Annotated in this window: 22 protein-coding genes and 2 pseudogenes; 7 read left to right on the forward strand and 17 right to left on the reverse strand. The window is 64.6% G+C overall.

What is annotated here, in order from left to right; genetic code table 11:
* Nucleotides 1-31: 31 nt before the first annotated feature.
* The 5 genes and pseudogenes from P6U27_RS18195 to P6U27_RS18215 form a co-directional block, all read right to left on the reverse strand.
* Nucleotides 32-2,015: pseudogene (locus P6U27_RS18195) on the reverse strand (TonB-dependent siderophore receptor).
* A gap of 518 nt (nucleotides 2,016-2,533) precedes the next feature.
* A complete protein-coding gene (locus P6U27_RS18200; RefSeq protein WP_407194345.1) occupies nucleotides 2,534-3,199 on the reverse strand; it encodes a methionine ABC transporter permease in 666 nt (221 codons plus the stop codon).
* Nucleotides 3,189-4,328 (reverse strand): methionine ABC transporter ATP-binding protein, encoded by a 1,140-nt coding sequence (locus P6U27_RS18205; RefSeq protein WP_407194346.1) that lies wholly within the window; start codon nucleotides 4,326-4,328, stop codon nucleotides 3,189-3,191. Before P6U27_RS18205 ends, P6U27_RS18200 begins: the two co-directional genes overlap by 11 nt.
* 234 nt (nucleotides 4,329-4,562) lie before the next feature.
* A complete protein-coding gene (locus tag P6U27_RS18210; RefSeq protein ID WP_122406674.1) occupies nucleotides 4,563-6,035 on the reverse strand; it encodes a DASS family sodium-coupled anion symporter in 1,473 nt (490 codons plus the stop codon).
* 143 nt (nucleotides 6,036-6,178) lie between these two features.
* Complete coding sequence (locus tag P6U27_RS18215; RefSeq protein WP_407194347.1) at nucleotides 6,179-6,937, reverse strand: hypothetical protein; 759 nt, start codon at nucleotides 6,935-6,937, stop codon at nucleotides 6,179-6,181.
* 62 nt (nucleotides 6,938-6,999) lie between these two features.
* Between P6U27_RS18215 and nthA the strand changes: the two genes are divergently transcribed.
* Genes nthA through P6U27_RS18230 form a run of 3 tightly spaced genes read left to right on the forward strand, consistent with a single transcriptional unit; the run spans nucleotide 7,000 to nucleotide 8,662 of the window.
* A complete protein-coding gene (gene nthA / locus P6U27_RS18220; RefSeq protein ID WP_122403276.1) occupies nucleotides 7,000-7,626 on the forward strand; it encodes a nitrile hydratase subunit alpha in 627 nt (208 codons plus the stop codon).
* Nucleotides 7,623-8,282, forward strand: a complete 660-nt coding sequence (gene nthB, locus P6U27_RS18225) for a nitrile hydratase subunit beta (RefSeq protein WP_407194348.1) — start codon at nucleotides 7,623-7,625, stop codon at nucleotides 8,280-8,282. The genes nthA and nthB overlap by 4 nt, the downstream gene beginning before the upstream one ends.
* Nucleotides 8,282-8,662, forward strand: coding sequence for a nitrile hydratase accessory protein (locus P6U27_RS18230; RefSeq protein ID WP_164936887.1), 381 nt, complete (start codon nucleotides 8,282-8,284; stop codon nucleotides 8,660-8,662). The genes nthB and P6U27_RS18230 overlap by 1 nt, the downstream gene beginning before the upstream one ends.
* Before the next feature lie 205 nt (nucleotides 8,663-8,867).
* Here the strand turns inward: P6U27_RS18230 and P6U27_RS18235 are convergent, their stop codons facing one another.
* Both P6U27_RS18235 and queC read right to left on the reverse strand, forming a co-directional pair.
* Complete coding sequence (locus tag P6U27_RS18235) at nucleotides 8,868-10,064, reverse strand: IS256 family transposase (protein ID WP_129146477.1); 1,197 nt, start codon at nucleotides 10,062-10,064, stop codon at nucleotides 8,868-8,870.
* A 216-nt stretch (nucleotides 10,065-10,280) separates the two neighbouring features.
* Nucleotides 10,281-10,997 carry a 7-cyano-7-deazaguanine synthase QueC gene (gene queC, locus P6U27_RS18240; RefSeq protein ID WP_407194349.1) on the reverse strand — a complete coding sequence of 239 codons (717 nt, stop codon included), beginning with the start codon at nucleotides 10,995-10,997 and terminating at the stop codon, nucleotides 10,281-10,283.
* A 127-nt stretch (nucleotides 10,998-11,124) separates the two neighbouring features.
* Here queC and mazG point away from each other — a divergent pair, with 127 nt between their 5' ends.
* Nucleotides 11,125-11,949 (forward strand): nucleoside triphosphate pyrophosphohydrolase, encoded by an 825-nt coding sequence (mazG, locus tag P6U27_RS18245; protein ID WP_122403280.1) that lies wholly within the window; start codon nucleotides 11,125-11,127, stop codon nucleotides 11,947-11,949.
* A 14-nt stretch (nucleotides 11,950-11,963) separates the two neighbouring features.
* On the opposite strand, the pseudogene P6U27_RS18250 reads toward mazG, so the two are convergent.
* The 5 genes and pseudogenes from P6U27_RS18250 to P6U27_RS18270 form a co-directional block, all read right to left on the reverse strand.
* Nucleotides 11,964-12,106 (reverse strand): annotated as a pseudogene (locus P6U27_RS18250) (GDCCVxC domain-containing (seleno)protein).
* A gap of 49 nt (nucleotides 12,107-12,155) precedes the next feature.
* The gene (gene hflX / locus P6U27_RS18255; RefSeq protein WP_407194350.1) at nucleotides 12,156-13,532 is read right to left on the reverse strand and encodes a GTPase HflX; all 1,377 of its coding nucleotides are present in this window, start codon (nucleotides 13,530-13,532) and stop codon (nucleotides 12,156-12,158) included.
* Nucleotides 13,533-13,543: 11 nt separating this feature from the next.
* The gene (gene hfq / locus P6U27_RS18260; protein ID WP_007591126.1) at nucleotides 13,544-13,792 is read right to left on the reverse strand and encodes an RNA chaperone Hfq; all 249 of its coding nucleotides are present in this window, start codon (nucleotides 13,790-13,792) and stop codon (nucleotides 13,544-13,546) included.
* Between the two features lie 243 nt (nucleotides 13,793-14,035).
* Nucleotides 14,036-15,406: a sigma-54 dependent transcriptional regulator gene (locus P6U27_RS18265; RefSeq protein WP_036039494.1), complete on the reverse strand. Its 1,371-nt coding sequence runs from the start codon at nucleotides 15,404-15,406 to the stop codon at nucleotides 14,036-14,038.
* A 17-nt stretch (nucleotides 15,407-15,423) separates the two neighbouring features.
* The gene (locus P6U27_RS18270) at nucleotides 15,424-17,775 is read right to left on the reverse strand and encodes an ATP-binding protein (RefSeq protein WP_407194351.1); all 2,352 of its coding nucleotides are present in this window, start codon (nucleotides 17,773-17,775) and stop codon (nucleotides 15,424-15,426) included.
* Between the two features lie 177 nt (nucleotides 17,776-17,952).
* On the opposite strand from P6U27_RS18270, the gene P6U27_RS18275 reads away from it, so the two are divergent.
* Nucleotides 17,953-18,099, forward strand: coding sequence for a hypothetical protein (locus P6U27_RS18275; protein WP_164936889.1), 147 nt, complete (start codon nucleotides 17,953-17,955; stop codon nucleotides 18,097-18,099).
* Nucleotides 18,100-18,666: 567 nt separating this feature from the next.
* Here P6U27_RS18275 and ntrC read toward each other — a convergent pair.
* From ntrC to dusB, 3 genes are read right to left on the reverse strand one after another with little or no spacing between them, the layout of a single operon-like run.
* On the reverse strand, nucleotides 18,667-20,109 hold the full coding sequence (gene ntrC, locus P6U27_RS18280; RefSeq protein WP_122403283.1) for a nitrogen regulation protein NR(I): 1,443 nt from the start codon (nucleotides 20,107-20,109) through the stop codon (nucleotides 18,667-18,669).
* Nucleotides 20,110-20,118: 9 nt separating this feature from the next.
* Nucleotides 20,119-21,294: a nitrogen regulation protein NR(II) gene (locus P6U27_RS18285; RefSeq protein ID WP_027573361.1), complete on the reverse strand. Its 1,176-nt coding sequence runs from the start codon at nucleotides 21,292-21,294 to the stop codon at nucleotides 20,119-20,121.
* Nucleotides 21,291-22,292 carry a tRNA dihydrouridine synthase DusB gene (gene dusB, locus P6U27_RS18290; protein WP_407194456.1) on the reverse strand — a complete coding sequence of 334 codons (1,002 nt, stop codon included), beginning with the start codon at nucleotides 22,290-22,292 and terminating at the stop codon, nucleotides 21,291-21,293. Before dusB ends, P6U27_RS18285 begins: the two co-directional genes overlap by 4 nt.
* 277 nt (nucleotides 22,293-22,569) lie before the next feature.
* Between dusB and P6U27_RS18295 the strand changes: the two genes are divergently transcribed.
* Nucleotides 22,570-23,766, forward strand: coding sequence for a bifunctional 2-C-methyl-D-erythritol 4-phosphate cytidylyltransferase/2-C-methyl-D-erythritol 2,4-cyclodiphosphate synthase (locus tag P6U27_RS18295; RefSeq protein ID WP_407194352.1), 1,197 nt, complete (start codon nucleotides 22,570-22,572; stop codon nucleotides 23,764-23,766).
* A 4-nt stretch (nucleotides 23,767-23,770) separates the two neighbouring features.
* Nucleotides 23,771-24,379 (forward strand): CinA family protein, encoded by a 609-nt coding sequence (locus tag P6U27_RS18300; RefSeq protein WP_122403285.1) that lies wholly within the window; start codon nucleotides 23,771-23,773, stop codon nucleotides 24,377-24,379.
* A gap of 53 nt (nucleotides 24,380-24,432) precedes the next feature.
* On the opposite strand, the gene P6U27_RS18305 is transcribed toward P6U27_RS18300, so the two are convergent.
* Both P6U27_RS18305 and lipA read right to left on the reverse strand, forming a co-directional pair.
* Nucleotides 24,433-24,909, reverse strand: a complete 477-nt coding sequence (locus P6U27_RS18305) for a type II toxin-antitoxin system RatA family toxin (RefSeq protein ID WP_129143495.1) — start codon at nucleotides 24,907-24,909, stop codon at nucleotides 24,433-24,435.
* A gap of 6 nt (nucleotides 24,910-24,915) precedes the next feature.
* On the reverse strand, nucleotides 24,916-25,872 hold the full coding sequence (gene lipA / locus P6U27_RS18310; RefSeq protein ID WP_122403287.1) for a lipoyl synthase: 957 nt from the start codon (nucleotides 25,870-25,872) through the stop codon (nucleotides 24,916-24,918).
* Nucleotides 25,873-25,936 lie beyond the last annotated feature (64 nt).

Raw genomic sequence — 25,936 nt, forward strand, 5'->3', positions numbered from 1 at the left:
TCGGCCCCCCAGTGCCGGACCGTCTTCGATTTCACCAGCGATAGGTCAGCTTGCCAATGGCCTTGCGCCCCTCGGCATAGAAGCAGCCCGCCAGGCTGTAGCACGCAGCGACATAGCGCGTGTCGACAAGGTTGGTCACGTTCAGCGACAGGCGCCAGTTGTCATGGGTGTAGGCCAAAAGCGCATCCAGCACGGTCGAGGCTCCCACCTTGAAGGTGTTGGCATCATCGCCCCAGGTCGCGCCCACGTAGCGGATGCCGCCGCCGAACTGCAGGCCCGCGAGCGGTCCGTTCTGCAGCGTGTAGTCGCTCCACAGCGAAGCGCGGTTGAGCGGCACGGTGACCGGCGCCTTGCCGACATTCACCGGATCCTGCGTCACCATGGCGTCGACATAGGCATAGGCCGCGCGCAGGTTCCAGCCGTCGGCGAGCGACATCGTGCCTTCGAGCTCGATGCCGCGCGACTTCACCTGCCCGGTCTGTTCGGCAAAGGTGGCCGCAGGCACGTAGGTGACGACGTTGTCGCGCGTCGAACGCGGCGAAGGTGAACAGTCCGTTCCAGCCGAGCGGCTGGTACTTGACGCCGACCTCGTACTGGACGCCCGTCTCGGGATTGAGCATCTGTCCGCCAAAACCGGTCGCGAGCACCGGCAGGAACGATTCCGAGTAGCTGAAATAGGGCGCGACGCCGTTGTCGAAATTGTACATCACGGCGGCGCGGCCGGTGAAGGCCGAAGCATCCTTCGCGACCGTGGTGTTGACGATGCCGTTATCGACCTGCGTCGTCACGAAATCCTGACGGCCGCCGAGCTGGAACGAGAGCCGGCCGAGCTTGATCTGATCCTGCGCATAGAGGCCCACCTGCGACTGCTTGACGCCGGTGTTGTCGCTCATCGCACCGATGGTCCAGTCGTAGCTGTAGACCGGATTGAAGACGTTGATCTCGGGCGCCGACGTCGTGACGCCGAAGGCGGTGTCGCGAAACCGCGTGTTGCGGTAGTCGACACCGACCAATGTGGTGTGGCTGAGAATGCCGGTGTTGAACTTGCCCTGGAGCTGATTATCGATCGCAAAGGAGTTGATGCAGGAGTTGCTGTAGCTGCCATAACGCGCGAGCTGCCCCGCGGCCTCGTCGGTATAGCCGCCGCCGTAAAACACCTTTTCCTCGTTGTGCTGATAGGCGTAGCGCAGGTTCTGCCGGAACGTGAGATAGTCGGTGAGATCGTGCGAGAGCTGGTAGCCGGCGGTTGCGATCTCGGTATTGAACGCGTCGAAGCTCGGCACGCCTGCGAAGAACGAGACCGGAATGGTGCGCCCGTTGTTCGGCCATACCGTACCGGAGGCCGGCAGGAACTGAAGGCCCCACCCTGCCCGATCCTTCTGGTAGTTGGCGAGCAAGGTGATGGTGGTGTCCTCGTTCGGCTTGAAGGTGATTGCGGGCGCGATGAAGACGCGGTTGTCCTTGCTGAAATCGACCTGGGTTTCGCCGTCGCGCACGACGCCGGTCAGGCGCCACAGCACGGTGCCTTCCTTGTTGGCGGGGCCGCCCACGTCGAACTGACCCTGATAACGGTTGAAGCTGCCGCCGGAGATCGAGACCTCGCCGAACTGCTGCGCCGTCGGCAGCTTGGTCACGTAGTTCAGGATGCCGCCGGTGCCGCTGCCGCCATACATCGCGGAGGACGGGCCCTTGAGCACCTCGATGCGCTCGGCGCCATAGGGATCGAGGCCGTTGAAATGCACGTAGTTGCTGGAGGGAATCCGCAAGCCGTCGACGTAGAGTCCCGGCATGGTCATGTCGAAGCCGCGGATCTGGAGACCGCCGAAGCGGGTGTCCGAGCCGCCATTGACGTCGCCGCTGACGCCGGCGGTGTAGCGCAGGGCCTCGCCGATCGAGACGGCGCCCTGGTTCCTGATCTGATCGGTGGTGATGACCGACACCGACTGTGGCGTTTCGATCAGCGGCGTATCAGTCTTGGTGGCGGTGCCGCTCCGCGTCGCGACGAAACCGCGCACCGGTCCATTGGCGCGTTCACCCGTGACACCGTTCGATGACGCCGACTGGGCTGGCGCAGCCTGCTGCGCCGGAACGCGACGATTGGCGCGTGCGGTGCGTGTCGCCGCAGCCCTTCGCGACGAAGCAATCGCCGCCGGACGGGCGCGCTGCGCCGGCGCTTCCACGGTGACTTCGGGAATTTGCGTCTGCGCCTTCACATAGCCGAAGGGAACGACGAGAGAGAATGTGCTGACCGCCCCGAGGAAAAGCACCTGAATCTGTCGACGACGCGTGCATCCACGCGAAGAAAGTTGGAAGTCGGTCACGTCTTTCGAGACCCCACGCACTGCCGGCTTCGCCGGTATCGTTTTTGATGCCCTGCCCTAACTCAGGCGGTTTTCGAGTACGATAGGAGCGGTGTTAGAATTTCTCCAGACGTGTGCGCAGCACCTGCGGCCAATGCGCTCAGGCGTGCTTCGGAGTTTGGAATGTTTCCAGACAGACGAGACTCTGCCTGTTCGCAACATCTGGAAACGGCTCAGCGATGCCGCAGCCGGCGGTTGACCCGGCGTGCCAGATAATCGCCGGCGCTCTGGACGAGCTGCACCAACGCGATCAGCACGACCACGACGGCGAGCATCATCTCCGGCATGAAGCGCTGATAGCCGTAGCGAATACCGAGATCGCCGAGCCCTCCGCCGCCGACCGCGCCGACCATCGCGGAGTAGCCGAGCAGACTGACCACGGCGAGCGTCAGCGCCAGAAGCAGACCCGGCAGCGCCTCGGGGATCAGGACCTTGAACACGATCTGAAGCGGCGAAGCGCCGAACGAGGACGCGGTCTCGATCAGGCCGCCGTCAACCTCGCGGATCGCGGCTTCCACCAGGCGTCCGATGAACGGCGTCGAGGCGATGGTCAGCGGCACGATCGCAGCGGTCGATCCGATCGAGGTGCCGGCAATGAGGCGGGTGAACGGAATGATGGCGACGACGAGGATGATGAAGGGCGTGGACCGCGTCGCATTGACGACGATGCCGAGCACGCGATTGACGAGCGGGGCCGCGAACAACTCGCCTTTGCGGCTGGTGGCGAGGAACACGCCGAGCGGCAGGCCAAAGGCGGTGCCGAGCAGCGCTGCGATGCCGACCATGTACAGGCTTTCGCCCGTGGCCTGGATGATCAAATTGATGAGTTCAGGCGACATAGCCGAGACGCTCCGCCGAGAATTGGTGTTGAGAGAGCCAGGCGAGCGTTCGCGTCACCGCGTCCTCGCCACCGGGAATTCCGAGCGTGAGCGAACCGACATGCTGGCCGCCGATCTCGTCGATGCGGGCCGACAGCAGCGCGACGTCCAGGCCGAGGTCGCGGGCGAGCCGGGCCACCACGGTATCGCCGGCCCCTGCCCCACGCACCTGAACGCGGATCACGGCCTGCCCGCCGGCGGACGGCTCTAAAGCCATCCGGCTCGCCAGCGACACGGGCAAGCTGTCGCCGATCACCTCGGCCAGGAAGGACTGGGTGATCGGATGCTTCGGGTGGGTGAAGATGTCCGCGACATGGCCGCTCTCCACGACATGGCCGCCATCGAGCACCACCACTTCCCTGGCGAGCTGGCGCACCACGGACATTTCGTGGGTAATCAGCACGATGGTCACGCCGAGCTCGCGGTTGATGTTCGCGAGCAGATCGAGGATCGCCCGCGTGGTCTGTGGATCGAGCGCCGAGGTGGCCTCGTCCGACAGCAGCACGCTCGGTCGGGTCGCCAGCGCCCGCGCGATGCCGACGCGCTGCTTCTGGCCGCCGGAGAGCTCTGACGGATAGCGATCGTGCTTGTCGGCGATGCCGACCAACGCCAGCAGTTCGGCGACGCGCGCTTTGATGTCCGCCTTGGTCCAGCCGGCGATCTCGAGCGGCAGCGCGATGTTGCCGGCGGCCGTGCGCGAGGATAGCAGGTTGAAGTGCTGGAAGATCATGCCGATCGAGCGCTGCGCCAACCGTAGTTCGCGGCCGGCGAGCGCCGAGATATCCCTGTTGTCAACGATCACGCGGCCCGTGGTCGGCTTCTCCAGCCCGTTGATCAACCGTACCAGGCTCGACTTGCCGGCGCCGGAGCGGCCAATCACGCCGGTGATGGAACCGCGCGGAATCGCAAAGTCGATGTCTTGCAGCGCGTTGACGCCGGGCTTGCCGCGATAGGCCGGATAGGTTTTTGAGATGGCTTCGAAACGGACCATTGCGTCCGGCTCGGTCGGAGCAGGTGATATCGCTTCAAGCGTTTCGATCGGCCTTCCGATCGGGAGCGATTGGTGAGCGTTCATGGAGGCGGCCTTCATGCACAATAATTCGCTTGCCCGCGCCGCTCAGGGGCATACGGGAACCAGGTCGCTGGAGCGACGGGGGTGAAAGTGAGATGCCGGCTCAGGGGAGCGCGCTGCACCGCAGCACGCACCATCGCCGTTTCCGGTCTTTCATGCAATATCAGATATTTGCGGGGAGTTGGACGAAGTTTTCCCAATCTCCCGCGTACGAAGAAAATTCATCTGCGGGAGGCACCCTCTCCACCCTCCTCAGTGGACCCGCAACCAAGGCAGCACGATCAGCAGGAGCCCTGCGAAATAAAGCAGCCCGAAGATCAGCCCAAAAGCCCAGAACTGCCCCTTCCCGATATAGCCGCTGCCGAAATACATCGGCGCCGGCCCCGTTGCGTAAGGCGAGATCACGCCCATCAGGCCGAGCGAATACATGCAGAGCATGGCAAGCGTCGTGACCTGCAGGTCCGCGATGCCCGAGCCGACCGCGAGCACCACGGGCAGCACCGCGGCGGCATGCGAGGTGATGCTCGAGAAGAAATAGTGGATCCAGAAGAACAGCGCGACCAGAAGGATCATCGCGGTCGACGGCGACAGGCCCGCGAGCGGCTTGGCGTATTCGGTCGCGAACCATTTGATGAAGCCGATCTCGTTGAGACCCGACGCCAGCGTCAACAGCGAGGTGAAATAGAAGAACACCTCCCAGGCGCTCTTCTCGCCGACGATGTCGGCAAATTCGATTACCCCGGAGACCAGCATCAAAGAGATCACGATGAAGACGACGGTGGTGGCGTTGACGAAGTTCGAGCCGAGCAACGGCACGTGGATGTCCGGGCTCGAGCCCGCGATCCACAGGAACATCGCGAGCACGATCAGCGCCAGCATGATCCACTCGTTGCGCGACATCGGTCCCATCGCCGTCAGCTCCTTCGCCGCCCATTCGGAGATTTCCGGGCTGCGCTTCACCTCGGGACGGCAAACCACGTAGCTGAGCAGCGGAACGAGCACCATCAGGAGGATTCCGAGCGGCGCAAAGCCCAGGAACCACTGGCCCCAGCTGACCTCGACCCCGACGGTCTTCTTGGCGATCGCCAGCGCCGCCGCATTGGGCGCGAGCGCGGTGAAGAACAGTGAGCTCGTGACCGCAGTCGCGGCGAACGCGGTCCACATCACATAAGTGCCGATCTTGCCGGCGGTCGGCCCCGGCTCGGAGCCATAGATGCGCGGGATGTTGCTGATGATGGGATAGACGATGCCGCCGCTGCGTGCCGTGTTCGACGGCGTTGCCGGCGCGAGCACGAAGTCGGACATCGCCACCGCATAGCCGAGGCCGAGCGTGTTGCGGCCAAGCCGCTGCACCAGCACCAGCGCAATGCGCCGGCCGAGTTGGCTCTTGCGATAGCCGATCGAGAACACGAAGGCGCCGACGATCAGCCAGACCGTACTCTCGGCAAAGCCTGCCAGCATCCAGCGCAGCGATTTGGTCGGATCGGGGTCGATATAGCCACTGATGCCGGCGACGGTGAGTCCGATCAGCCCGACCGCGCCGACCGGCATCGATTCCAGGATGAGCCCGGTGATGACGGCCGCGAACACGGCGAAATAGTGCCACTGATTGACGTTGAGCCCCGTGGGCACGGGCCACAGATAGATCGCCAGCCACACCATGAGCGGCGCGATCAGCTTCCAGCGAAATCCCTTCGCCTCAGGCGCCTGCGAGCTAGCGGCCATGGGCCCTCCCCTCGATTGTCGTCAAATCAAGCGGTCCGTTGGCCGGGCCGCTCTTGTCCCATCGCGGCGTATACGGATTGTCCGCGGCGCGATCAATGGCCAGAAGCGGGTTCTGCCGCTAAGTGCTTGATTTTCCGAGAGGCTCACAAATGCCCGGTGCGCCGGTGCTCCGACTCGCTACCACCGACAGGAAACCTGATCGTTGTGCCGATGGTGACCCAGTTGGCGTTCTCGCCGGTGATGTTCCGGCCGTAGATCACGTCGACGGAGAATATCTCGTTTGGCCGGTAGCGCACGCCGGTCTGAAAGCGCGGCTGCACGATGCTCGCGACCTGGGACGCGCCGGCCTGGCCGTAAGCCTCGATCGTCCACTGCAACGTGTCGGTGAACTTCCAGTCGAAGCCGATGCCGTAGGTCAGGTAGTGGCGATCGACGGTGCGATCCCAGAGCCAGCCGGCATTGACGTTGACGCGCATGGTCTCGGACAGGCGAAAGGTCGCTGGTATGACCACAAAGGCGGACAACGCCTCGCCGGTCGCTGCATCGAATGATCCACCGCCATAGGCCGACAATCCCCAGCGCCCGATTCCGGTCGGGATGAAGTTGGTCTTGGCTTTCGGAGCCAGCGTCGTGCTCCAGTCGCCATCGCTGCGGGCCCGAATGGTCTGCATACTCAGCTCGATCGGCCTGAAGGGATCGACGACGCAGGAGGGATTGGCAACCGCTGCGAAATCCGTGTTGGAAGCAGTCGACAGCCAGCTTTCGACCTTGCAGGAGCCGACCTCGGAGATATCGGCGGCATCCACGGCATAGGCGCCATTCGCCGCGCGCGCATCCTGCGCCGCAAGTGCGACAAGAGCCGCGATTGCGGCGTATATTCCGGTTCGTGCAGCCCAGCCCATGGCGCGACGTTAGCAGAGTCTTCGCCTCGACAAGGCCCGGATTCTGGGACTATCTTCGCGCCATGAGCGAGCATCATCACGACCACGATCACGACCATTCCGAGCTGTCCGAAACCGAGCTGCGCGTACGCGCGCTCGAGACGATCCTCACCGAAAAAGGCTATGTCGAACCGGCCGCGCTCGATGCCATCATCCAGGCCTATGAGACCAAGATCGGCCCGCACAATGGCGCGCGCGTCATCGCAAAAGCCTGGACCGATCCGGCCTTCAGGAAGGCGCTGCTGGAGGACGGCAGCAAGGCGATCGGCACACTCGGCCATGTCAGCCGCGTCGGCGATCATCTCGTCGTGGTCGAGAACACGCCGCAGCGTCACAACATGGTCGTGTGCACGCTGTGCTCCTGCTACCCCTGGGAAATGCTGGGGCTGCCGCCGGTCTGGTACAAGGCGGCGCCCTACCGCTCGCGCGCGGTGAAGGATCCGCGCGGCGTGCTCGCCGATTTCGGCATCGCGCTGCCCAAGGACATCGAAATCCGGGTGTGGGATTCCACCGCCGAGACGCGCTTCCTGGTGCTGCCGATGCGACCCGAGGGCACCGAGGGCTGGAGCGAGGAGCAGCTCGCTGAGCTCGTCACCCGCGACTCCATGATCGGCACCGGCTTTCCGCGCAGGCCTGGAGCGCCGTCGTGAACGGCGTGCACGACATGGGCGGCATGGACGGGTTCGGCAAGATCGAGCCCGAGCCGAACGAGCCGATGTTCCACGCGGATTGGGAATCGCGTGTCCTGGCGATGGTGCGTGCGATGGGCGCGGCCGGCGCTTTCAACATCGACACGTCGCGCTTCTATCGCGAGATCTTGCCGCCGGATGTTTATCTCTCAAGCTCCTATTACGAGAAATGGTTTCTCGGGCTCGAGGAGATGCTGATCGAGAAAGGCTACCTCACAAGAGAGGAGGTCGCCGCCGGCCACGCGATGCAGCCAGGAAAGGCGCTCAAGCATGGCAAGTTCGATCTCTCCAACGTCGAGCGCGTGATGGTGCGCGGAAAGTTCGCTCGCCCTGCCCCGGCCCCGGCGAAATTCAGCATCGGCGATCGCGTGCGCGCCAAGAACATCCATCCGGCGACACATACGCGGCTGCCGCGCTACGTGCGTGGGCATGTCGGCGTGGTCGAGTTGAACCATGGCTGCCATGTGTTTCCGGACACGGCGGCGATGGAGCGCGGCGAGAATCCGCAATGGCTCTACACCGTCGTCTTCGAGGGCCGCGATCTCTGGGGCGAGGATGGTGATCCCACGTTGAAGGTTTCGATCGACGCGTTCGAACCCTATCTGGAGCCGGTGTGATGAGTGGTAGCGCCGCTGCCGCCGCGACGGCAGCGATCCCGGGCATTCCGCGCGATGACGAAGGCCCGGTGTTCCGCGCGCCCTGGGAGGCGCATGCGTTCGCGATGGCGCTGACGCTCCACGAGCGTGGTGTGTTCACCTGGCCCGAATGGGCCGCCGCCCTTGCCGACGAGATCAAGCGCGCGCAGGCGGCCGGCGATCCCGATACGGGCGAGACGTACTATCTGCACTGGCTCGCCACGCTTGAGGGCCTCGTCGCGCGCAAGGGCGTCGCCTCGATCGAGACGCTGCATCGCTATCGCGACGCCTGGGATCATGCGGCCGATCGCACGCCGCACGGCAAGCCGATCGAGCTGCGGGACGAGGATTTTGCGGGGTAATCACCTCCGCGTCGCGTGGATACTGTCGCCCCAACCAACATTGTCATCACCAGTTCTGTGCGTCAAGTTCAGCAAAATTGATCATGGGGTCCGGCCGAGCCATCCCCTCGGAGCCGCCGTCGCTCGCTTGCCCAAAAGCGCAGCGCTGGCGAGCGACGGCGGCGGAGAGGGGTGGCGTGCATCCCCTTGGTGGGCCTGAGCATCGTCAGGCCGCCTGGCGTAACGCCTCCTTCTTGTGTTCCTTGAGCAGGTCCATGTTGAGATAGCGATGATCCTCGAGCCAGGTCTCGTGACGCTCGACGGTCAAGGCGCGCACCAGCCGCAAGCAGCTCTCGGCATTGGGGAAGATCCGCACCACGTAGGTGCGCCGCCGGATCTCCTCGTTGAGTCTCTCCAGCATATTGGTCGACTTCATGTGTTTGCGGTGCGCCAGCGGCAGGCGGAAGTAGGTGAGCGTCTCCTCGATGTTCTCTTCCACCCAGCCGGTGAGCTTGGGGTACTTGCCGCCCCATTTGCCGAGCCAGGCGGCCAGATCGCGCCGGACCTCCGAGAGGTCGCGCCGGTCGTACATCCATCTGAGCTCCAGCAGGCAATCGTCATCGACCTTCCGAGGCACATAGTCGAGCGCGTTCCTGAGGAAGTGCACATAACAGCGCTGCCAGAACACGCCGGTGAGAACTTCGGGAATGGCCTTCTTCAAGCCCGGATGATCATCGGAAACGACGAACTCGACGCCATGCAGGCCGCGGGCCTTCAGGCCTTCCAAAAACTCCTTCCAGCTCGATCGGCTCTCCCGGTTGGCGAGATCAACCGCGAGCACCTGACGCCGGCCCTCCCAGTCGACCCCGATCGCGATCAGCACCGCCTGGCTCGCGATGATGCCATCGTCCCTGACGCGCTCGTAACGGGCGTCCAGGATCAGATAAGGGAACGGCTCCTTGAGCTTGCGCTCGCAGAACGCCTTCAGCGACGCATCCAGCCGCTTGTTGATCGCGCTGATCGCCGAGGCCGAGAAGGCATGGCCCACCAGCTCCTCGGTGACCTGCTTCACCTTCCGGGTCGAGACCCCTTGCACGTACATCTCGGCCAAGGCCGCCACCAGCGCCTTCTCCGAGCGCTGGTAGCGCTCGAACAGCTCGGTCGAGAACCGTCCCTGCCTGTCCTGCGGCACCTTCAGCTCGATCTTGCCGACCCGGGTGATCAGCGAGCGGGAATAGTAGCCGGAGCGATAGCCAAGCCGCCCCTCGCTGCGCTCCCCTTTCTCCGCACCCAGCGTCTCCGTCATCTCGGCTTCGAGAATGTCCTGCACCGCACCCTGGATCAGCGGCTTCAGGAACTCCTTGTCCGACCTCAACAACTCTTTGACTGCAGAGACATCCGTCCTAATCTTCGTCACGGTCATGGCGGGTCCAAGCTCCTCTACGAGCGGTGATCTTCGCAATCACCGGACTTACCATGACCGCTTCAGCCTCTCAGCTTTTGCAGAACCTCCCGCACACTACCTCATCACCCGCGAAGGCGGGTGATCCAGTATTCCAGAGACGCTCGTGGGATACCGAGAAGCTGCGGCGTACTGGATTCCCCGCCTTCGCGGGGAATGACAGCGAAGATTGGAGCGCTATTTCCGCCCCGCCACGTACTCCCGCCATCCCTTCGCCCGCAGGCTGCACGCCGGGCACTCGCCGCAGCCATAGCCCCAATCGTGCTGCGCGCCACGTTCGCCGAGATAGCAGGTGTGGGACTGCTCGCGGATGAGATCGACCAGGCCGTCGCCGCCGAGATCATGCGCCAGCTTCCACGTCGCGGCCTTGTCGATCCACATCAGAGGCGTATGCAGCTCGAACTGCTTGGCCATGCCGAGTGAGAGCGCCGCCTGCATGGCGCGGATGGTCTCGTCGCGGCAATCGGGATAGCCGGAATAGTCGGTCTCGCACATGCCGCCGACGATGTGGCTGATCCCACGTCGATAGGCCAGCGCCGCGGCGAAGGTCAGGAACACGAGGTTGCGGCCCGGCACGAAGGTATTGGGCAGGCCGTCCGCGCCCATCGCGATCGCGACGTCGCGTGTCAGCGCGGTCTCGGAGACGGCCGCGAGCGTCGGGATGGACAGAGTATGGCTCTCGCCGAGTTTTGCAGCCCAATCCGCGCGCAGCGCTTTGATGCCGTCGAGCAGGCGGTCACGGCAGGCGAGCTCGATGGCATGGCGCTGGCCGTAGTCGAACCCCAACGTCTCCACGCGCGCAAAGCGGCTGAGCGCCCAGGCGAGGCAGGTGGTGGAATCCTGGCCGCCGGAGAACAGCACCAGCGCGGTTTCGGAGGATGATGCGTCACTCATGGCCCGCGCTTTAGCACCATGGAACGGGCCCGCCAATCGGTGGAAATCGATCTGTTCCGCTGCGCCCCGCTGGGAACAGCGGCCCGCTTTTGGCATAAGGCCTTGGAGCCTAGGAGACTGCCCCGCAATGACCCCTTCCCGCGACATTTCCCGCCTGATCGAGATCATGGCGGCGCTGCGCACGCCGGTGACCGGCTGCCCCTGGGACCTCGAGCAGGATTTTTCGACGATCGCGCCCTACACGATCGAGGAAGCCTATGAGGTGGTGGACGCCATCACCCGTGGCGATCTCGACGATCTCAGAGAGGAGCTCGGCGATCTCCTGCTCCAGGTCGTGTTCCACGCCCAGATGGCGTCGGAGCAGAACGCGTTCGATTTTGGGGACGTGGTCGAGGCCATCACCCGCAAAATGATCCGCCGCCATCCCCACGTCTTCGCCGACAAGGACGGCAATCTCGCCTCCTCTCACGTCAAGGAAGTCTGGGACCGCATCAAGGCCGAAGAGAAAGCCGAGCGCGCCGCACGCCGGCCCCCGGAGGAGACGACGACGCACAAATCGCTGCTATCAGGCGTCAAGGCCGGCCAGCCGGCGCTGACCCGCGCCATGGAGTTGCAGCGCAAAGCCTCCACCGTTGGCTTCGACTGGAACGACCCGCGCGCGGTGCTGCAAAAGATTCGTGAGGAAACCGACGAGATCGAGGCCGCGCTGGACCGTAACGACAAACAGGAGCTGGCGGAAGAAACCGGCGATCTCTTGTTCGCGCTGGTCAACCTCGCTCGTCATGTTGATGCCGATCCGGAAGCCGCGCTGCGCACCACCAACGCCAAATTCGAACGCCGCTTCGCCTATATCGAGCGCGCGCTGAAAGCGCAGGGCCGCACGCTGGAGCACGCCTCGCTCGCGGAGATGGACGCGCTTTGGAATGCGGCGAAGCGGGAGGAGATCCGGTGACGGAATTGCCGCTATCAGCAGCAACGATGTTCGCTCTGCTTTCGTGGACAAGGCGTTGTCCCGTATGAGCAGAACACACAGCAATCGCCGGCCTTTGGCTGCAATTGCCTGCCGCAACCTTTGCAAATGTAGAAATACTGGCAAGCGTCGGGCGCATGATCTGTGCCGACTGATAGCGACATCCCGGACTACCAGTTTCACGAGCATCACATCGCGTGCGGCACGGCATCAAACCTCGACACCACGATATCCCGCTTGGTCTCGTCCACTCGCACGGTCATATCGAAGCGGCCATCGTGCAGCTCTTTCGCCAGCACCTCGGCATTGCGATGCAGCCAGCTGATGCCGGCCCCGTCGGCGGCGTCGATGGAGAGATCGAGCGTGGTGCGCTTGGCGGCCAGGCGCTCCTCGATCGCGGCAAGCAGTGCGTCGACGCCCTCCCCTGACACGGCGGACACCAGCATCGCCGGATGATCCTCCGGCCTGCGCGCGGCGATATTGAGCAGCTCTTCGCGCTGCTCGGGGTCGAAACGGTCGATCTTGTTCCAGACCTCGATGATGCGGCCGGAATCGTCGGGGTTGATGCCGAGCTGGCGCAGCACCGCGTCGACGTCGCTCTGCTGCGCCTCGGCGTCCTCATGCGAGATGTCGCGCACGTGCAGGATGACGTCCGCCTCCAGCACCTCCTCCAGCGTGGCTCGGAAAGCGGCCACGAGCTGGGTCGGCAGGTTGGAGATGAAGCCGACGGTGTCGGACAGCATCGCCTTGCCGCCATGCGGCAGATTGAGTGCGCGCAGGGTCGGATCGAGCGTTGCGAACAGCATGTCGGCGGCCTGCACGTCGGCGCGCGTCAGGCGGTTGAACAGCGTCGACTTGCCGGCATTGGTGTAGCCGACCAGCGCCACGACGCGGTACGGCACGCGCTGGCGCCCCGCACGATGCAGCCGCCGCGTCGCCTGCACCTTCTTCAGCTCGCTCTCGAGCTTGGAAATGCGCTCCTGGATCAGGCGGCGGTCGGCCTCGATCTGGGTCTCGCCCGGGCCGCCCATGAAGCCGAAACCGCCGCGCTGGCGTTCGAGATGGGTCCAGGAGCGCACCAGGCGCGAGCGCTGGTAGTTGAGATGCGCAAGCTCGACCTGGAGCGAGCCCTCCCTGGTCTTGGCGCGCCGGCCGAAGATTTCCAGGATGAGCCCGGTGCGGTCGAGCACCTTGGCGTGCCATTCCTTCTCCAGGTTGCGCTGCTGGATCGGCGACAGCGCGCAATCCATCACCACGAGCTCGACCTCGAGGGACTTGATCAGTCCGGCGATCTCCTCGACCTTGCCCTTGCCGATATAGGTCGCGGGCCGGATCTGGCTGACCGGCGCGATGATGGCGTCGGCAATGACGAGATCTATCGCGCGCGCGAGGCCCGCGGCCTCGTCGAGGCGGGCCTCAACGTCGCGCAGGACATAGCCATCCGCTTGCGCGTCGGCAGTCCCTGCGCGCACTCGCAAATAGGGGCCGATGACCAGCACCCGCCCCGTATGAGCCCCCGCTGACCGCGGACGGTCAGCATCCCCGCTGAAATTCCGGGGTTCCAATCAGATCACTCTCAAGCCGGCTGGTCCTCGCCGCCTTCGAACAGCTGAATCGGAGCGCCGGGCATGATGGTCGAGATCGCATGCTTGTAGACAAGCTGCGAATGACCGTCGCGCCGCAGCAGCAAACAGAAATTGTCGAACCAGGTCACGATGCCCTGGAGCTTCACTCCGTTGACCAGAAAGATCGTCAGTGGCGTCTTGGTTTTGCGAACGTGATTAAGGAAGGTGTCCTGTAGGTTTTGTGCGCGGTCTGCCGCCATTGTTTTTTTCTCGCTTTGAGTTTCTTTTTATTGCGCCGGTTGCGGCCTCTTGTGACGAGGCCTCTCCCGGTTGCCGTCCCTCATGAGATCCCCCTCGGAAGGAACAGCGTTTCAATTAGAGGACAGGTCGGGATATTAGGCAAGCCGCTTCACGCGGCAGGCCATGCCCTATTGCCCCGAAAAATTACGGAAATCGATGATTTTCCTCGCCTATTCCCGAGGGCGGCCTGCAGTGTCGCGGCGCTAGCCGACGCCGAGCGCCTTCAACTTCCGATGCAGCGCCGACCGTTCCATGCCAACGAACTCAGCCGTGCGAGAAATATTTCCTGAGAAACGGCTGATCTGCGCAATCAAATAGTCGCGCTCGAACACTTCGCGCGCTTCGCGCAGCGGCAGGCCCATGATGTGCTCGCCATTGTTGCTGGTCGGCATCGCCGGCACCATGGAGCCGACGTCCTGCGGCAACATATCGGCCGTGATGATCACTTCGGGTCCGCCTGCCGCCAGAATCATGACTCTCTCAACGTTGTTGCGGAGCTGGCGCACATTGCCGGGCCAGACATGCGATTGCAGCACCGCCATTGCGTCCTGCCCGATCTGACGCTTGGGCAAGCCACTGCCGGCCGAGATCTGCTCCATGAAGTAGTCGATCAATTCCGGAATGTCCTCGCGCCGCTCCGACAGCGCCGGCACGCGGATCGGCACCACCGAGAGCCGGTGGTAGAGATCCTCCCGGAAACGGCCCGCCGCGATCTCCTCTTCGAGATTGCGCGCGGTCGATGAGATGATGCGCACGTCGACCTGCACCTTGGCAGTGCCGCCGACGCGCTGGAATGACTGCTCCACCAGCACGCGCAAGATCTTGTTCTGGGTCTCGCGCGGCATGTCCGCGATCTCGTCGATGAACAACGTGCCGCCATGGGCTTCCTCGAGCGCGCCGGGCTTGCGCGGCTGCTCGCCATTGGACTGCTCGACACCGAACAGCTCGTGCTCCATGCGCTCGGGCGTGATCGCGGCGGCATTGATCACCACGAAAGGACCGTCGGCGCGGCCCGAGGCCGTATGCAGCGTGCGCGCGGTCAGTTCCTTGCCGGCGCCAGCGGGGCCGACGATCAGGATACGGCTGTTGGCTTTGGCGGCGCGCTCGATGGTCTGGCGTAGCTGGTTCATGCTTGGCGAACGGCCGACCAGCTGGCTGGCACTCGGCGCGAGCTGTTTCAGCTCCTTGACCTCGCGCTTGAGCCGCGAGTTCTCCAGTGCGCGGGTCGCGACCAGGATCAGCCGGTCGGCCTTGAACGGTTTCTCGATGAAATCGTAGGCGCCGCGCTTGATCGCAGCGACCGCGGTCTCGATGTTGCCGTGGCCTGAGATCATCACGACGGGCAGATCGGCATTGTCCTTCTTGACCTGCTCCAAGAGCTGCAAGCCGTCGAGCTTGGAGCCTTGCAGCCAGATATCGAGAAACACGAGATGCGGCCGGCGATTGGCGATCTCGGCGAGCGCCGTATCGCTGTCGCGTGCGGTCCGGGTCACGAAGCCCTCGTCCTCGAGGATGCCCGCAACGAGATCCCGAATATCGGCCTCATCATCGACAATCAGAATTTCACTTGCCATGGATCGCGCCTGTGTTGTCAGCTGCCTGTTGAGGCTTCGATTTTGGTTGAATCATTGGTCTTTTCAGCCGGCTCTTTGGTTTGCTGGCTCTTGACGGGTTCCGTGGCCGCTTGCTTGGCCGCCGGCGTTTGCTCGACCATCTCGGACTTCGCGGGTTGCCCCGAGACGGCAAAGCGCATCCGCATCCAGGCGCCGCGCTGGCCTTCGCGGAAGTCGGAGGCGTCCTTCAGCTCGATGCGCCCGCCATGGTCTTCCAGCACGCGGCCGACGATGGCCAGCCCCAGCCCGGTGCCCTTGGCACGCGTGGTGACGTACGGCTCGAGCAGGCGCGAGCGCGCGACCTTGGGCAGGCCGATGCCGTTATCGATGACGTCGATCAACACGTCTTCGCCCTCGCGCGACACCACGACGTCGATGCGGCCTTTGCCGAGTTCTTCCGGCGGGACCTGCTCGATCGCCTCGGTGGCGTTCTTGATGATGTTGGTGACCGCCTGCGAGATCAGCCGCCGGTCGAACTGGGCGCGCAGCGGATCCTGTTTGAACGCGGCCTCGATGTCGATCTCGGGATGGGCGACCTTCATCAGGAACACGGCTTGCCGCACGGTGTCCGCGACGTCCTCGCCTTCCATTACAGGCTTGGGCATCCGCGCAAAGCGCGAGAACTCGTCGACCATGCGCCTGATGTCGTCGACCTGGCGCACGATGGTGTCGGTGCACTGGTCGAAGATCTGCTTGTCCTTGTCCTCGGTGATGGTCTTGCCGAACTTGCGGCGGATGCGCTCGGCCGAGAGCTGGATCGGCGTCAGCGGGTTCTTGATCTCGTGCGCGATGCGACGCGCGACGTCGCCCCAGGCCGAGGTGCGCTGGGCCGAGACGAGCTCGGTGATATCGTCGAGCGTGATGATGTAGCTGTCGTGCGGCTGGTTCTTCTCGGCACTGACGCGGACCGACAGATTGCGCTCGGTGCCGTCGCGGGTGATCGTGATCTGGCCCTGCACCAGACGCTGGGTCCCTTCGCGCGCCGCCTTCATCATCTCGTCGAGCTCGGGCAGCACGTCGGAGAGCGGATGGCCGAGGGTCTCCGCTTCGGAGTGCCCGATCAGCTTCTCGGCGGAGCGGTTGAGGATGCCGACACTGCCGGACGTATCGACGCCGATGATGCCGGCGCTCGCCGAGGACAGCACGGCCTCGATGAAGCGGCGGCGGCTATCGATGAGATCGCTGGCGTTGACGAGCTCGTCGCGCTGGCTGCGCAGTTCCTGCGTCATCTTGTTGAAAGTCTCACCCAGCTGGGCGAGATCGCCTTCCGACTGGTGCACGGGCACCTGGACGTGGAGGTCGCCGGTCGAGACCGTGTGCGCCGCGTTCATCAGCCGCCGGATCGGGGAGACCAGCGAATTGGCGAAGTTGAGGCCGATCAGCACCGAGGCCATCAAAATGGTCAGCGCGATCACCGCGAACATCAGCGCGAACGCGACCTGGATGCCGAGCCGGCGTGACTCGATCTGGGCGTATTCGGCGACGCTGACTTCGGTCTGCTTGAGCTGATTGACGACATTCGGGTCGAGCGGACGGGCGACATAGAGGAAGGTGTCGTTGAAGGCGCGCAGGCGGATCACCGCGGCGACGAAGCTCGCATCGGGGAGCACCGCGATCTCGGGCTCGTTCTCGTTGACATTGCTGAGAAAGTCCGACGCCGGCGGCGAATAAGCCAGCCGCATGCCGGTGTCGGCCGACTCCAGGATGTTGGTGTTCTTGTCGATGATCATCGCCCCCGGCAGGTTCCGGGAGGCGGCGCTCGCCGTCAGCATCTCGCGGAACGAGCGGCGGTCCTGGTCGTAGAGCGGCCGGGCATGGGCGATGTCGTTGGCCATGCCGATGATGTCGCCACGGATCAGCTGCGCGTGATCCTGCATATAGGCCCGCGCGATCGTCAGCGAGTTCTGGATCACCTCCTTGGTCGGCCCGGAGAAGAGCCGGTCGAGGCCACGCTCGATGGTGACGTTGGCGACGACCGCGACCAGCACCGCCGGCAGCACCGCCACGATCGAGAACAGGCTGACGATTTGGACATGGAGACGCGCCGCCGCCCTGCCCCGCCGCCGCGCCAGGATCAGCTGCCAGAGTTCGCGGATGATGATGCCGACCAGCAGCAGGATCGTGGCCGCATTGATCAGGTAGAACGTACGGACCACCTCGGGCGTCGGCTCGATCTTGGTGAGACCGGTCAGGACCAGGAAGGTCAGGAAGGCCGACAGCAGCGCCAGCGCCACGGCAACGGGTGCCAGCCAGCGCCGCACCGACCAACGCCGGGGCTCTTCCGCTGGGGCCGTGTCAAAGTGTGCGGCCGAGGTGTCTGCGCTGGTCATTCCGGCAATGGTGGTGCTGAAAACGGGTCCGCGACGGGCGGGTACTGATGTATTCGTACCACATTGTTGCCGAATTGCGACAATTCCGCGGCGTCTGCCCCGCCGCGGAGCGGCGCAATCCACAGGGACATGCCATTCGGCTGGGAACGGATTCCCGCCGTCCCGGCTTGATCCGGCATGGATAGGATCTTTCTCGCGACGATGGTTTCGGCCGTTCTTCTGCTGATCGTGGCCGCCGACCTCCTGGTCAACGGCCTCGCCCTTCAGCAGGTCCCGGTGAATCTCGCCAGCGTGATGCCGGCATCCGGCCAAACGGTCAGATAGATGTCATGCCGCGCGTTGCGGCCGAACGACCCATTTGAACGCAAGCGGAACATTTAGGCCGATTGGGATTTCTGCTCAGCGCGTCAGCCACAACGGCCAGCGCGATCCGGACAGGCTCAGCTCTGCCTTGGTAGGGGGAGCTGAGCCACCGCCGGGCAAACCAATGCGGACTTGCGTGGAGCGTGCCCTCGGCGTCCTCGCATCAACATCGCGGCGCACGGCCGCGGCATAGCCGAGGTGGAAGCCCGTGCGCTCGGATTGTTCTCGCTGGTTCTGGCCAATTGCTCGTTCAGCGCCTCGCTGGTCTCCGCGTTCCGCCGTCCCAGCGCAGGTGTGAATCCAGCTCGCGATCGCCGCGTTGCTGCCCGGTCCCCCGAAGCACGCAAGCCGATCTGGAGCAGCCGGCAGCGCCTGCGAGCAACCGAGCTACCCTGCGGATTTTTTCAGAGCGGCCGTGCCCGCCTCCGAAGCTCGGCAACCGCCGGCATTCGCGTCACCGTCGCGGCGGGTGTTAGTCGGCCTCGGCTCCTTCCGCTTCGGCCTGCCCAGCTTCGGCTCTGAGCGGAATCAGCCCCCGCTCCGATACACCTGGATGTCGAGGTCCCGGATCTTCTTCCGCAACGTGTTGCGGTTGAGACCGAGCAGGTCGGCGGCGCGGATCTGGTTGCCGCGGGTGGCAGCGAGCGCGGCCGTGAGCAGCGGCACCTCGATCTCCTTGAGGATGCGGTGATAGAGGCCGGGCGGCGGCACACCGTTCGGAAAGCCCTGGAAGTGCGAGGACAGATACGCTTCCACGGCGCCGCCGAGATTGTCGACGCCCTGCTGGACCGCAGCGCCCGGACTGACCGAGGGGGGCGCGAGCTCGCCGTCGATGACGGAGGCCGTGATCACGTCCTGCGGATAGAGCGCTGCGAGGCGCCGGGCGAGATTTTCCAGCTCGCGCACGTTGCCGGGCCAGCGATGCTGCTTCAGCCGCTCCAGCGCCAGCGCATCCAGCTTCTTCGGCGGCAGGCCGTCCTTCTCGGCCAGCGTGAAGAAGTGACGCACGAGATCGGGCAGGTCCTCGATGCGCTCGCGCAAAGGCGGCAGCCGCAGCGGGACGACGTTGAGGCGGAAGAACAGATCTTCGCGGAACAGGCCCTGCTGGATCAGGACGCGCAGGTCCTTGTTCGAGGCGGCGACGATGCGCACGTCGGTCTTGATCGGGGTGCGGCCGCCGACCGTCGTGTATTCGCCCTGCTGAAGGACGCGCAGCAGACGGGTCTGCGCCTCCATCGGCATGTCGCCGATCTCATCCAGGAACAGCGTGCCGCCTTCGGCCTGCTCGAACCGGCCGGAGGCGCGGGTGTTCGCGCCGGTGAAGGCACCGCGCTCGTGGCCGAACAATTCGGACTCGATGAGATCGCGCGGGATCGCCGCCATGTTGACCGCGACAAACGGCCCGTTGCGACGCTTGCCGTAATCGTGCAGCGCGCGCGCCACGAGCTCCTTGCCGGTGCCGGACTCGCCCGTGATCATCACGGTGAGGTCGGTCTGCATTAGGCGCGCCAGCACGCGATAGATTTCCTGCATCGCTGGCGAACGGCCGACCAGCGGGATCGCCTCCATCTCGGCATCCTCGTCAGGCGTCGAGGTCCGCTCCTTCGGCTCGGCGAGCGCGCGACCGACGATGGCGATCAGCTCCTTGAGGTCAAAGGGCTTCGGCAGATATTCGTAAGCCCCGCGCTCGGAAGCTCGGATCGCCGTCATGAACGTGTTCTGCGCGCTCATGACGATGACGGGCAAATTCGGCCGCATCTTCTTGATCCGCGGCAACAGGTCGAAGGCGTTTTCGTCCGGCATCACCACGTCGGTGATGACGAGATCACCCTCGCCCTGGCTGACCCAGCGCCACAGCGTTGCGGCATTGCCGGTCAGCCGCACCTCGTAACCGGCGCGGGACAGTGCCTGATTGAGAACGGTGCGGATGGCGGTATCGTCATCGGCTACGAGAATGCTACCTGCGGGCATCGTTGATCCTCATTTTGCCCCCTGTGATGCAGGCGACGACTTCCCGGCAGAGCCGTCGCGACTGCTTTGATCGGCATGTTTGACCGATGTGGAATACATCGGCATCAGCACGCGGAAGGTGGTCTTGCGCGGCTGAGATTCGCATTCGATGATGCCCCCGTGATCGCCGACGATTTTTGCAACCAGCGCCAAACCGAGACCACTTCCAGTCTGCTTGGTGGTCACGAAGGGATCGAACAGATTGGGCAGAAGATCGTCGGGCACGCCTGGTCCATTGTCCCTCACGCAGAATTCGAGCGGCAGAGATACCCGGGATTTTTGACCAGGCACTGACAGGCGCACGCCGGGGCGGAACGCGGTGGTGAGCTGGATCTCGGCGTCGGGCACGTCGATCAGGGCTTCTGCGGCGTTCTTCACGAGGTTGAGGAACACCTGAATCAGCTGGTCCTGATTCGCGAGCACCGGCGGCAGCGAGGGATCGTAGTCCTCGATGAAGCGGATGTTGCGGGCAAAGCCCGACTGCGCCAGCCGCTTCACGTGGTCGAGCACCGAATGGATGTTGACGGGCCCGCGCACCACGGGACGCTCGTCGCCGAACACCTCCATGCGGTCGACCAGCGTCACGATGCGGTCGGCCTCGTCGCAGATCAGGCGCGTCAGCATGCGGTCCTCGGACGAGGCCTGCTGCTCCAAGAGCTGCGCCGCGCCGCGAATACCCGAAAGCGGATTCTTGATCTCATGCGCGAGCATTGCTGCTAGCGCTATCACCGAGCGCGCGGCGCTGCGATGGGTGAGCTGTCGATCCATCTTGTCGGCTATGGTGCGTTCCTGCAGCATCACCACGATGTGGCCCGGACGCTCGGTGAGCGGCGCGACGTGCAGGTCGACCTGGCGATCGCCGCCCATGCGCGGCGTACCCAAATCGACCTTGTATTCGTTGACCGGCGAGTTCGACGAGCGCACCTGGTCGATCAGCGCCAGCAAGGGGCTGCCGAACGGCACCAGTTCCTTCAACGACTGCCGCTTCAAGAACTGCGTCGAGATCTCGAAGAAAGCTTCGGTCGCGATATTGGCGGCGACGATCTTGCCGTCCGGCCCGATCATGAGCACGGGATTCGGCAACGCATCCAGGATTGCGTCGCTGTCGGACTGAAGCGGCCGACGATGTTCAGCGGCTGAGCTCATGCAGCGGCGCTCCATGCGAAGTCGTCGAAAGCGTCTTGCAGTGAATTGTGAACGAGGCGCGGATCCTCCGAGACCAGGATCTTTTGGCGCCAGGATCTCAGCTTCTCGGCCGGCGCACGGCTCGCCTGCGCTGCGACATCGAGCGCCCAGCCCAGATGCTTGCGGGCATGCCTGAGACCGATGCGCAGACCATAGAGCGCGCAAACGCCATCATAGAGTGTGCGGACATAATGCAGCTGCGTTTCGAGCGAGGGGGCAGCTTCCTCAGCCCCGCCCTGCAGGCGGCGGCCGATCTGACCGGGCAGCCAGGGCTGGCCCTGCGCACCGCGGCCGATCATCACGGCGTCGGCGCCTGAGGCTTCCAATGCGGTGAGCGCCTTTTCATAGGACGTGATGTCGCCGTTGACGACGAGCGGAATGGACATGGCCTCGCGCACGGCGCGGATCGCATCCCAATCGGCCTCGCCCTTGTAGAATTGGCAGCGGGTGCGGCCGTGAACGGTGACGAGCCGGATGCCGGCGGCTTCAGCGCGCCGCGCCAGTTCCGGCGCATTGCGCGTACGGTCGTCCCAGCCGAGCCGCATCTTGAGCGTCACGGGCACCTTCACCGCGGCGATCGTCGCGTCGATCAGGCTGACGGCGTGGTCGAGATCGCGCATCAAGGCCGAGCCGGACTGGCCGCCGGTGACATGGCGGGCCGGACAGCCCATGTTGATATCGATGATGTCGGCGCCCTCGGCTTCCGCGATGCGGGCGCCTTCGGCCATCCAGTGCGCCTCGCAGCCGGCAAGCTGGACCACGTGCGGACCGATTCCCGTGGCTTCGCAACGCAACCGGGACATCCAATGGCCATTGGCGAGCTCATCGCTTGCGGTCATCTCGGATACGACGAGACCGGCCCCAAGCTCGGCGGCCAGCCGGCGGACGGGCGAGTCAGTCACACCTGACATCGGCGCCAGGAAGACCGGGGTGGCGACTTCAATATCGCCTATTTTCAACGGCTTAGAGCCTGATACTGCCGAGCCGGTCACGGGGGTCTCGTTGACTGGGCAGGGCGTCATTGCGCCTGCCATGATCTATCTTGCGCACAATTCTTGTGCAGTCAAGCGTCATGCCTACAGTTTAGACAGTTCTGCAAATCTTTCAAGTGCAGTGCAGCAAAATGCTGTTTCCCACAATCCCGGGAAATCCCCTTTTTTTGCGGGCTTGCCGTGCTAGAGGCATGCCGGCAAATCACCCCCTGCCCTTTCATTGGCAACTGAGTATTTGAGTCCTATGGCGAAATCACAACGCACCGCTGTCGTCCTCGTGGCGGCCGGACGCGGCCTGCGCGCCGGCGCTGGCGGGCCGAAGCAATATCGCGAGATTGGCGGCCTGCCTGTGATCTATCGCGCCATGGAAGCCTTCAGCCGCCATCCTGATGTGTTCGCAGTGCAGCCGGTGGTGAACCCCGACGACACCGCCATGTTCGCCGCGGCGGTCGCAGGGCTGAAGCATGAGCCGCCGACCAGTGGCGGCGCGACGCGGCAGGCTTCGGTGCTTGCCGGTCTCGAGGCGCTGGCGAAGCACGAGCCGGACATCGTGCTGATCCACGACGCCGCGCGTCCCTTCGTCTCTGACGGGGTGATCTCGCGCGCGATCGAGGCGGCGAGCCGCACCGGAGCCGCGATTCCCGTCGTTCCCGTCACCGACACCATCAAGGTCGCCGGTGAGAGCGGCAATGTCGAGGACACGCCCGACCGCGCCCGCCTGCGCATCGCACAGACGCCGCAATCCTTTCGTTTCGACCTCATCCTGGAGGCGCATCGTCGCGCCGCGAAGGACGGGCGCTCGGATTTCACCGACGATGCCGCGATTGCCGAATGGGCGGGATTGACGGTTGCAACCTTTGAAGGCGATGTTGCCAATATGAAGCTCACCACTCCCGAGGATTTCGTGCGCGAAGAGGCGCGCCTGGCTGCCCAGCTGGGCGACATCAGGACCGGCACCGGCTATGACGTGCACGCCTTCGGCGAAGGCGACCATGTCATGATCTGCGGCGTGCGCGTGCCGCACAGCAAGGGCTTCCTGGCGCACTCCGACGGCGATGTCGGCCTGCATGCACTGGTCGACGCCATCCTCGGCGCGCTCGCCGACGGCGACATCGGCTCGCACTTCCCGCCGAGCGATGCGAAATGGAAGGGCGCCTCCTCCGACCAGTTCCTGAAATACGCTATCGAGCGCGTCGCCCAGCGCGGCGGCCGCATCGCCAATCTCGAGGTGACGCTGATCTGCGAGCGGCCCAAGATCGGCCCCTTGCGCGACGCCATGCGCGGGCGCATTGCCGATATCTCAGGCGTCGACATTTCGCGCGTGGCGGTGAAGGCTACCACCAGCGAGCGCCTCGGCTTCACCGGCCGCGAGGAAGGCATCGCGGCCACCGCGAGCGCCACCATTCGCCTGCCGTTCAACGAAAAGACTTGGAGCATGTGAGGCCATGGGCGGCAGCGACGCACGCGCCATTGCTCGCTCGCTGCTCGATCTGTGCCGGATGCGCAAGCTGACGATCGCGACCGCTGAATCCTGCACCGGCGGGCTCGTTGCCGGCGCACTGACCGATATCCCCGGCTCCTCGGACGTCATCGACCGCGGCTTCGTCACCTATTCCAACGACGCCAAGCGCGCGATGTTAGGGGTCGAAGCCAGCACGCTGACGAATTTCGGCGCGGTGAGCAAGGAGACCGCGACCGCCATGGCGATCGGCGCGCTGGAGCGCGCTGATGTCGATCTCGCCGTCGCGATCACCGGCATTGCCGGCCCCGGCGGTGCCACGCCCGGCAAGCCCGTTGGCCTCGTGCACTTCGCCGCCGCCGCGCGTGATGGCCGCATCATCCATCGCGAGCACCGTTTCGGCGCGATCGGCCGCAGCGCGGTGCGCGCCCGCTCCGTGGTCGAGGCGCTGCGCATGCTGATGGACCTCGCCCGCGGACCGCAGATCGCGGCCAAGCCGCAACGTACCGCCGCAAGCCGCCTGCGCCCGCGCGTGACCCGCTCGCCGCGCCGGCATGCGGTGAAGCGCAGGCCGCCACGTTCGCCGCGGGGCTGATGTTCCCGTAGCGCGGGTACAGGGATCGGTAGAGCACTTTCGCTCTACCCATTCTACGACTGCGACTGCGCCAGCTTCGGCCGACCGTAGATCGCGTCTGCCCGCTTCTCGAAGGCGGTGGAAAACCGCGCGAAGGCGGCGTCGAACATCGAACCCATCAGCATCGCCAGCATGCGGCTCTTGAATTCGTAGGCGAGGAAGAATCCGACGTCGCAGACGCCCTCGCCCTTGGGCTCGAACGTCCAGCGGTTTTCGAGATTGCTGAAAGGACCTTGCAGATATTCGACCAGGATCTTCAGATTGGCGCGATCGAGCGTCACCCGGCTGGTGAAGGATTCCTTGACCAGCTTGAACGACACCGTCATGTCGGCGACCAGCACCTCCGTGCCGTCGGGCTTTGCCATGCGCTGGCGCACCCTCAGCGCGCTGCACAGCGGCACGAATTCCGGGTAGCGCTCGATATCGGCGACCAGATCGAACATCTCGGGTGCGCTGTGATTGACACGGCGCTTGCTCGAAAAACGGGGCATATCGGTTCAGCGGGCAATCGCGGCCCGCGCGGCCTTCAATCTCGCAAAGTCCTCGCCGGCATGATGCGACGAGCGGGTGAGCGGGCTCGCCGACACCATCAGGAACCCCTTGGTGTAGGCGACCTTCTCGTAAGAGCTGAACTCGTCCGGCGGCACGTAGCGCATCACCGCGTGGTGCTTGCGAGTCGGCTGGAGATATTGCCCGACGGTGAGGAAATCGACGTCCGCCGAGCGCAGATCGTCCATCACCTGCAGCACCTCGTGGCGCTCTTCGCCGAGGCCGACCATGATGCCGGACTTGGTGAAGATGGAGGGATCGAGCTCCTTGACCCGCTGCAGCAGCCGGATCGAGTGGAAGTAGCGCGCGCCCGGACGCACCGTGAGATAACGCGACGGCACGGTCTCGAGATTGTGGTTGAAGACGTCCGGCTTGGCCGCGACCACGATTTCGAGCGCGCCCTCCTTGCGCAGGAAGTCGGGCGTCAGGATCTCGATCGTGGTCGAAGGGCACGCGGCCCGGATCGCGCGGATCGTCTCCGCGAAATGCTCGGCACCGCCGTCAGTGAGGTCGTCGCGGTCGACCGAGGTGATGACGACGTGGGCGAGACCGAGCTTGGCCACGGCCTCGGCGACATTCTGCGGCTCGGCCGCATCCAGTGCATTCGGCAGGCCGGTCTTGACGTTGCAGAAGGCGCAGGCCCGGGTGCAGGTGTCGCCCATGATCATGAAGGTCGCGTGCTTCTTGTCCCAGCACTCGCCGATGTTCGGGCATCCCGCCTCCTCGCACACCGTGTGCAGGCCGTTGGCGCGCACGATGTTGCGGGTGTCGGCGTAGCCGCGGGTATTGGGCGCGCGCACGCGGATCCAGTCCGGCTTCGGCGGCGAAGCGGAATCAGGACGATTCACCTTTTCAGGGTGGCGCGGACGCAGCGGGTTCGAGATGGTATCGACAATAACGACCATGGGGTGTCCGGTCTGTTCAGGTCCTACCTAGTCGGTCTGGCCTGGCATCGCAACCCGGCTCGCA

The organism is Bradyrhizobium sp. STM 3566 (genome assembly GCF_045571445.1).
Classification (GTDB): domain Bacteria; phylum Pseudomonadota; class Alphaproteobacteria; order Rhizobiales; family Xanthobacteraceae; genus Bradyrhizobium; species Bradyrhizobium vignae.

Coding starts and splice junctions, on each gene's coding strand:
- P6U27_RS18200 (WP_407194345.1), bottom strand. CDS start 3,199: ATGTCGCCTGAACTCATCAATTTGATCATCCAGGCCACGGGCGAAAGC.
- P6U27_RS18205 (WP_407194346.1), bottom strand. CDS start 4,328: ATGAAGGCCGCCTCCATGAACGCTCACCAATCGCTCCCGATCGGAAGG.
- P6U27_RS18210 (WP_122406674.1), bottom strand. CDS start 6,035: ATGGCCGCTAGCTCGCAGGCGCCTGAGGCGAAGGGATTTCGCTGGAAG.
- P6U27_RS18215 (WP_407194347.1), bottom strand. CDS start 6,937: ATGGGCTGGGCTGCACGAACCGGAATATACGCCGCAATCGCGGCTCTT.
- nthA (WP_122403276.1), top strand. CDS start 7,000: ATGAGCGAGCATCATCACGACCACGATCACGACCATTCCGAGCTGTCC.
- P6U27_RS18230 (WP_164936887.1), top strand. CDS start 8,282: ATGAGTGGTAGCGCCGCTGCCGCCGCGACGGCAGCGATCCCGGGCATT.
- P6U27_RS18235 (WP_129146477.1), bottom strand. CDS start 10,064: ATGACCGTGACGAAGATTAGGACGGATGTCTCTGCAGTCAAAGAGTTG.
- queC (WP_407194349.1), bottom strand. CDS start 10,997: ATGAGTGACGCATCATCCTCCGAAACCGCGCTGGTGCTGTTCTCCGGC.
- mazG (WP_122403280.1), top strand. CDS start 11,125: ATGACCCCTTCCCGCGACATTTCCCGCCTGATCGAGATCATGGCGGCG.
- hfq (WP_007591126.1), bottom strand. CDS start 13,792: ATGGCGGCAGACCGCGCACAAAACCTACAGGACACCTTCCTTAATCAC.
- P6U27_RS18265 (WP_036039494.1), bottom strand. CDS start 15,406: ATGGCAAGTGAAATTCTGATTGTCGATGATGAGGCCGATATTCGGGAT.
- P6U27_RS18270 (WP_407194351.1), bottom strand. CDS start 17,775: ATGACCAGCGCAGACACCTCGGCCGCACACTTTGACACGGCCCCAGCG.
- P6U27_RS18275 (WP_164936889.1), top strand. CDS start 17,953: ATGGATAGGATCTTTCTCGCGACGATGGTTTCGGCCGTTCTTCTGCTG.
- ntrC (WP_122403283.1), bottom strand. CDS start 20,109: ATGCCCGCAGGTAGCATTCTCGTAGCCGATGACGATACCGCCATCCGC.
- P6U27_RS18285 (WP_027573361.1), bottom strand. CDS start 21,294: ATGAGCTCAGCCGCTGAACATCGTCGGCCGCTTCAGTCCGACAGCGAC.
- P6U27_RS18295 (WP_407194352.1), top strand. CDS start 22,570: ATGGCGAAATCACAACGCACCGCTGTCGTCCTCGTGGCGGCCGGACGC.
- P6U27_RS18300 (WP_122403285.1), top strand. CDS start 23,771: ATGGGCGGCAGCGACGCACGCGCCATTGCTCGCTCGCTGCTCGATCTG.
- P6U27_RS18305 (WP_129143495.1), bottom strand. CDS start 24,909: ATGCCCCGTTTTTCGAGCAAGCGCCGTGTCAATCACAGCGCACCCGAG.
- lipA (WP_122403287.1), bottom strand. CDS start 25,872: ATGGTCGTTATTGTCGATACCATCTCGAACCCGCTGCGTCCGCGCCAC.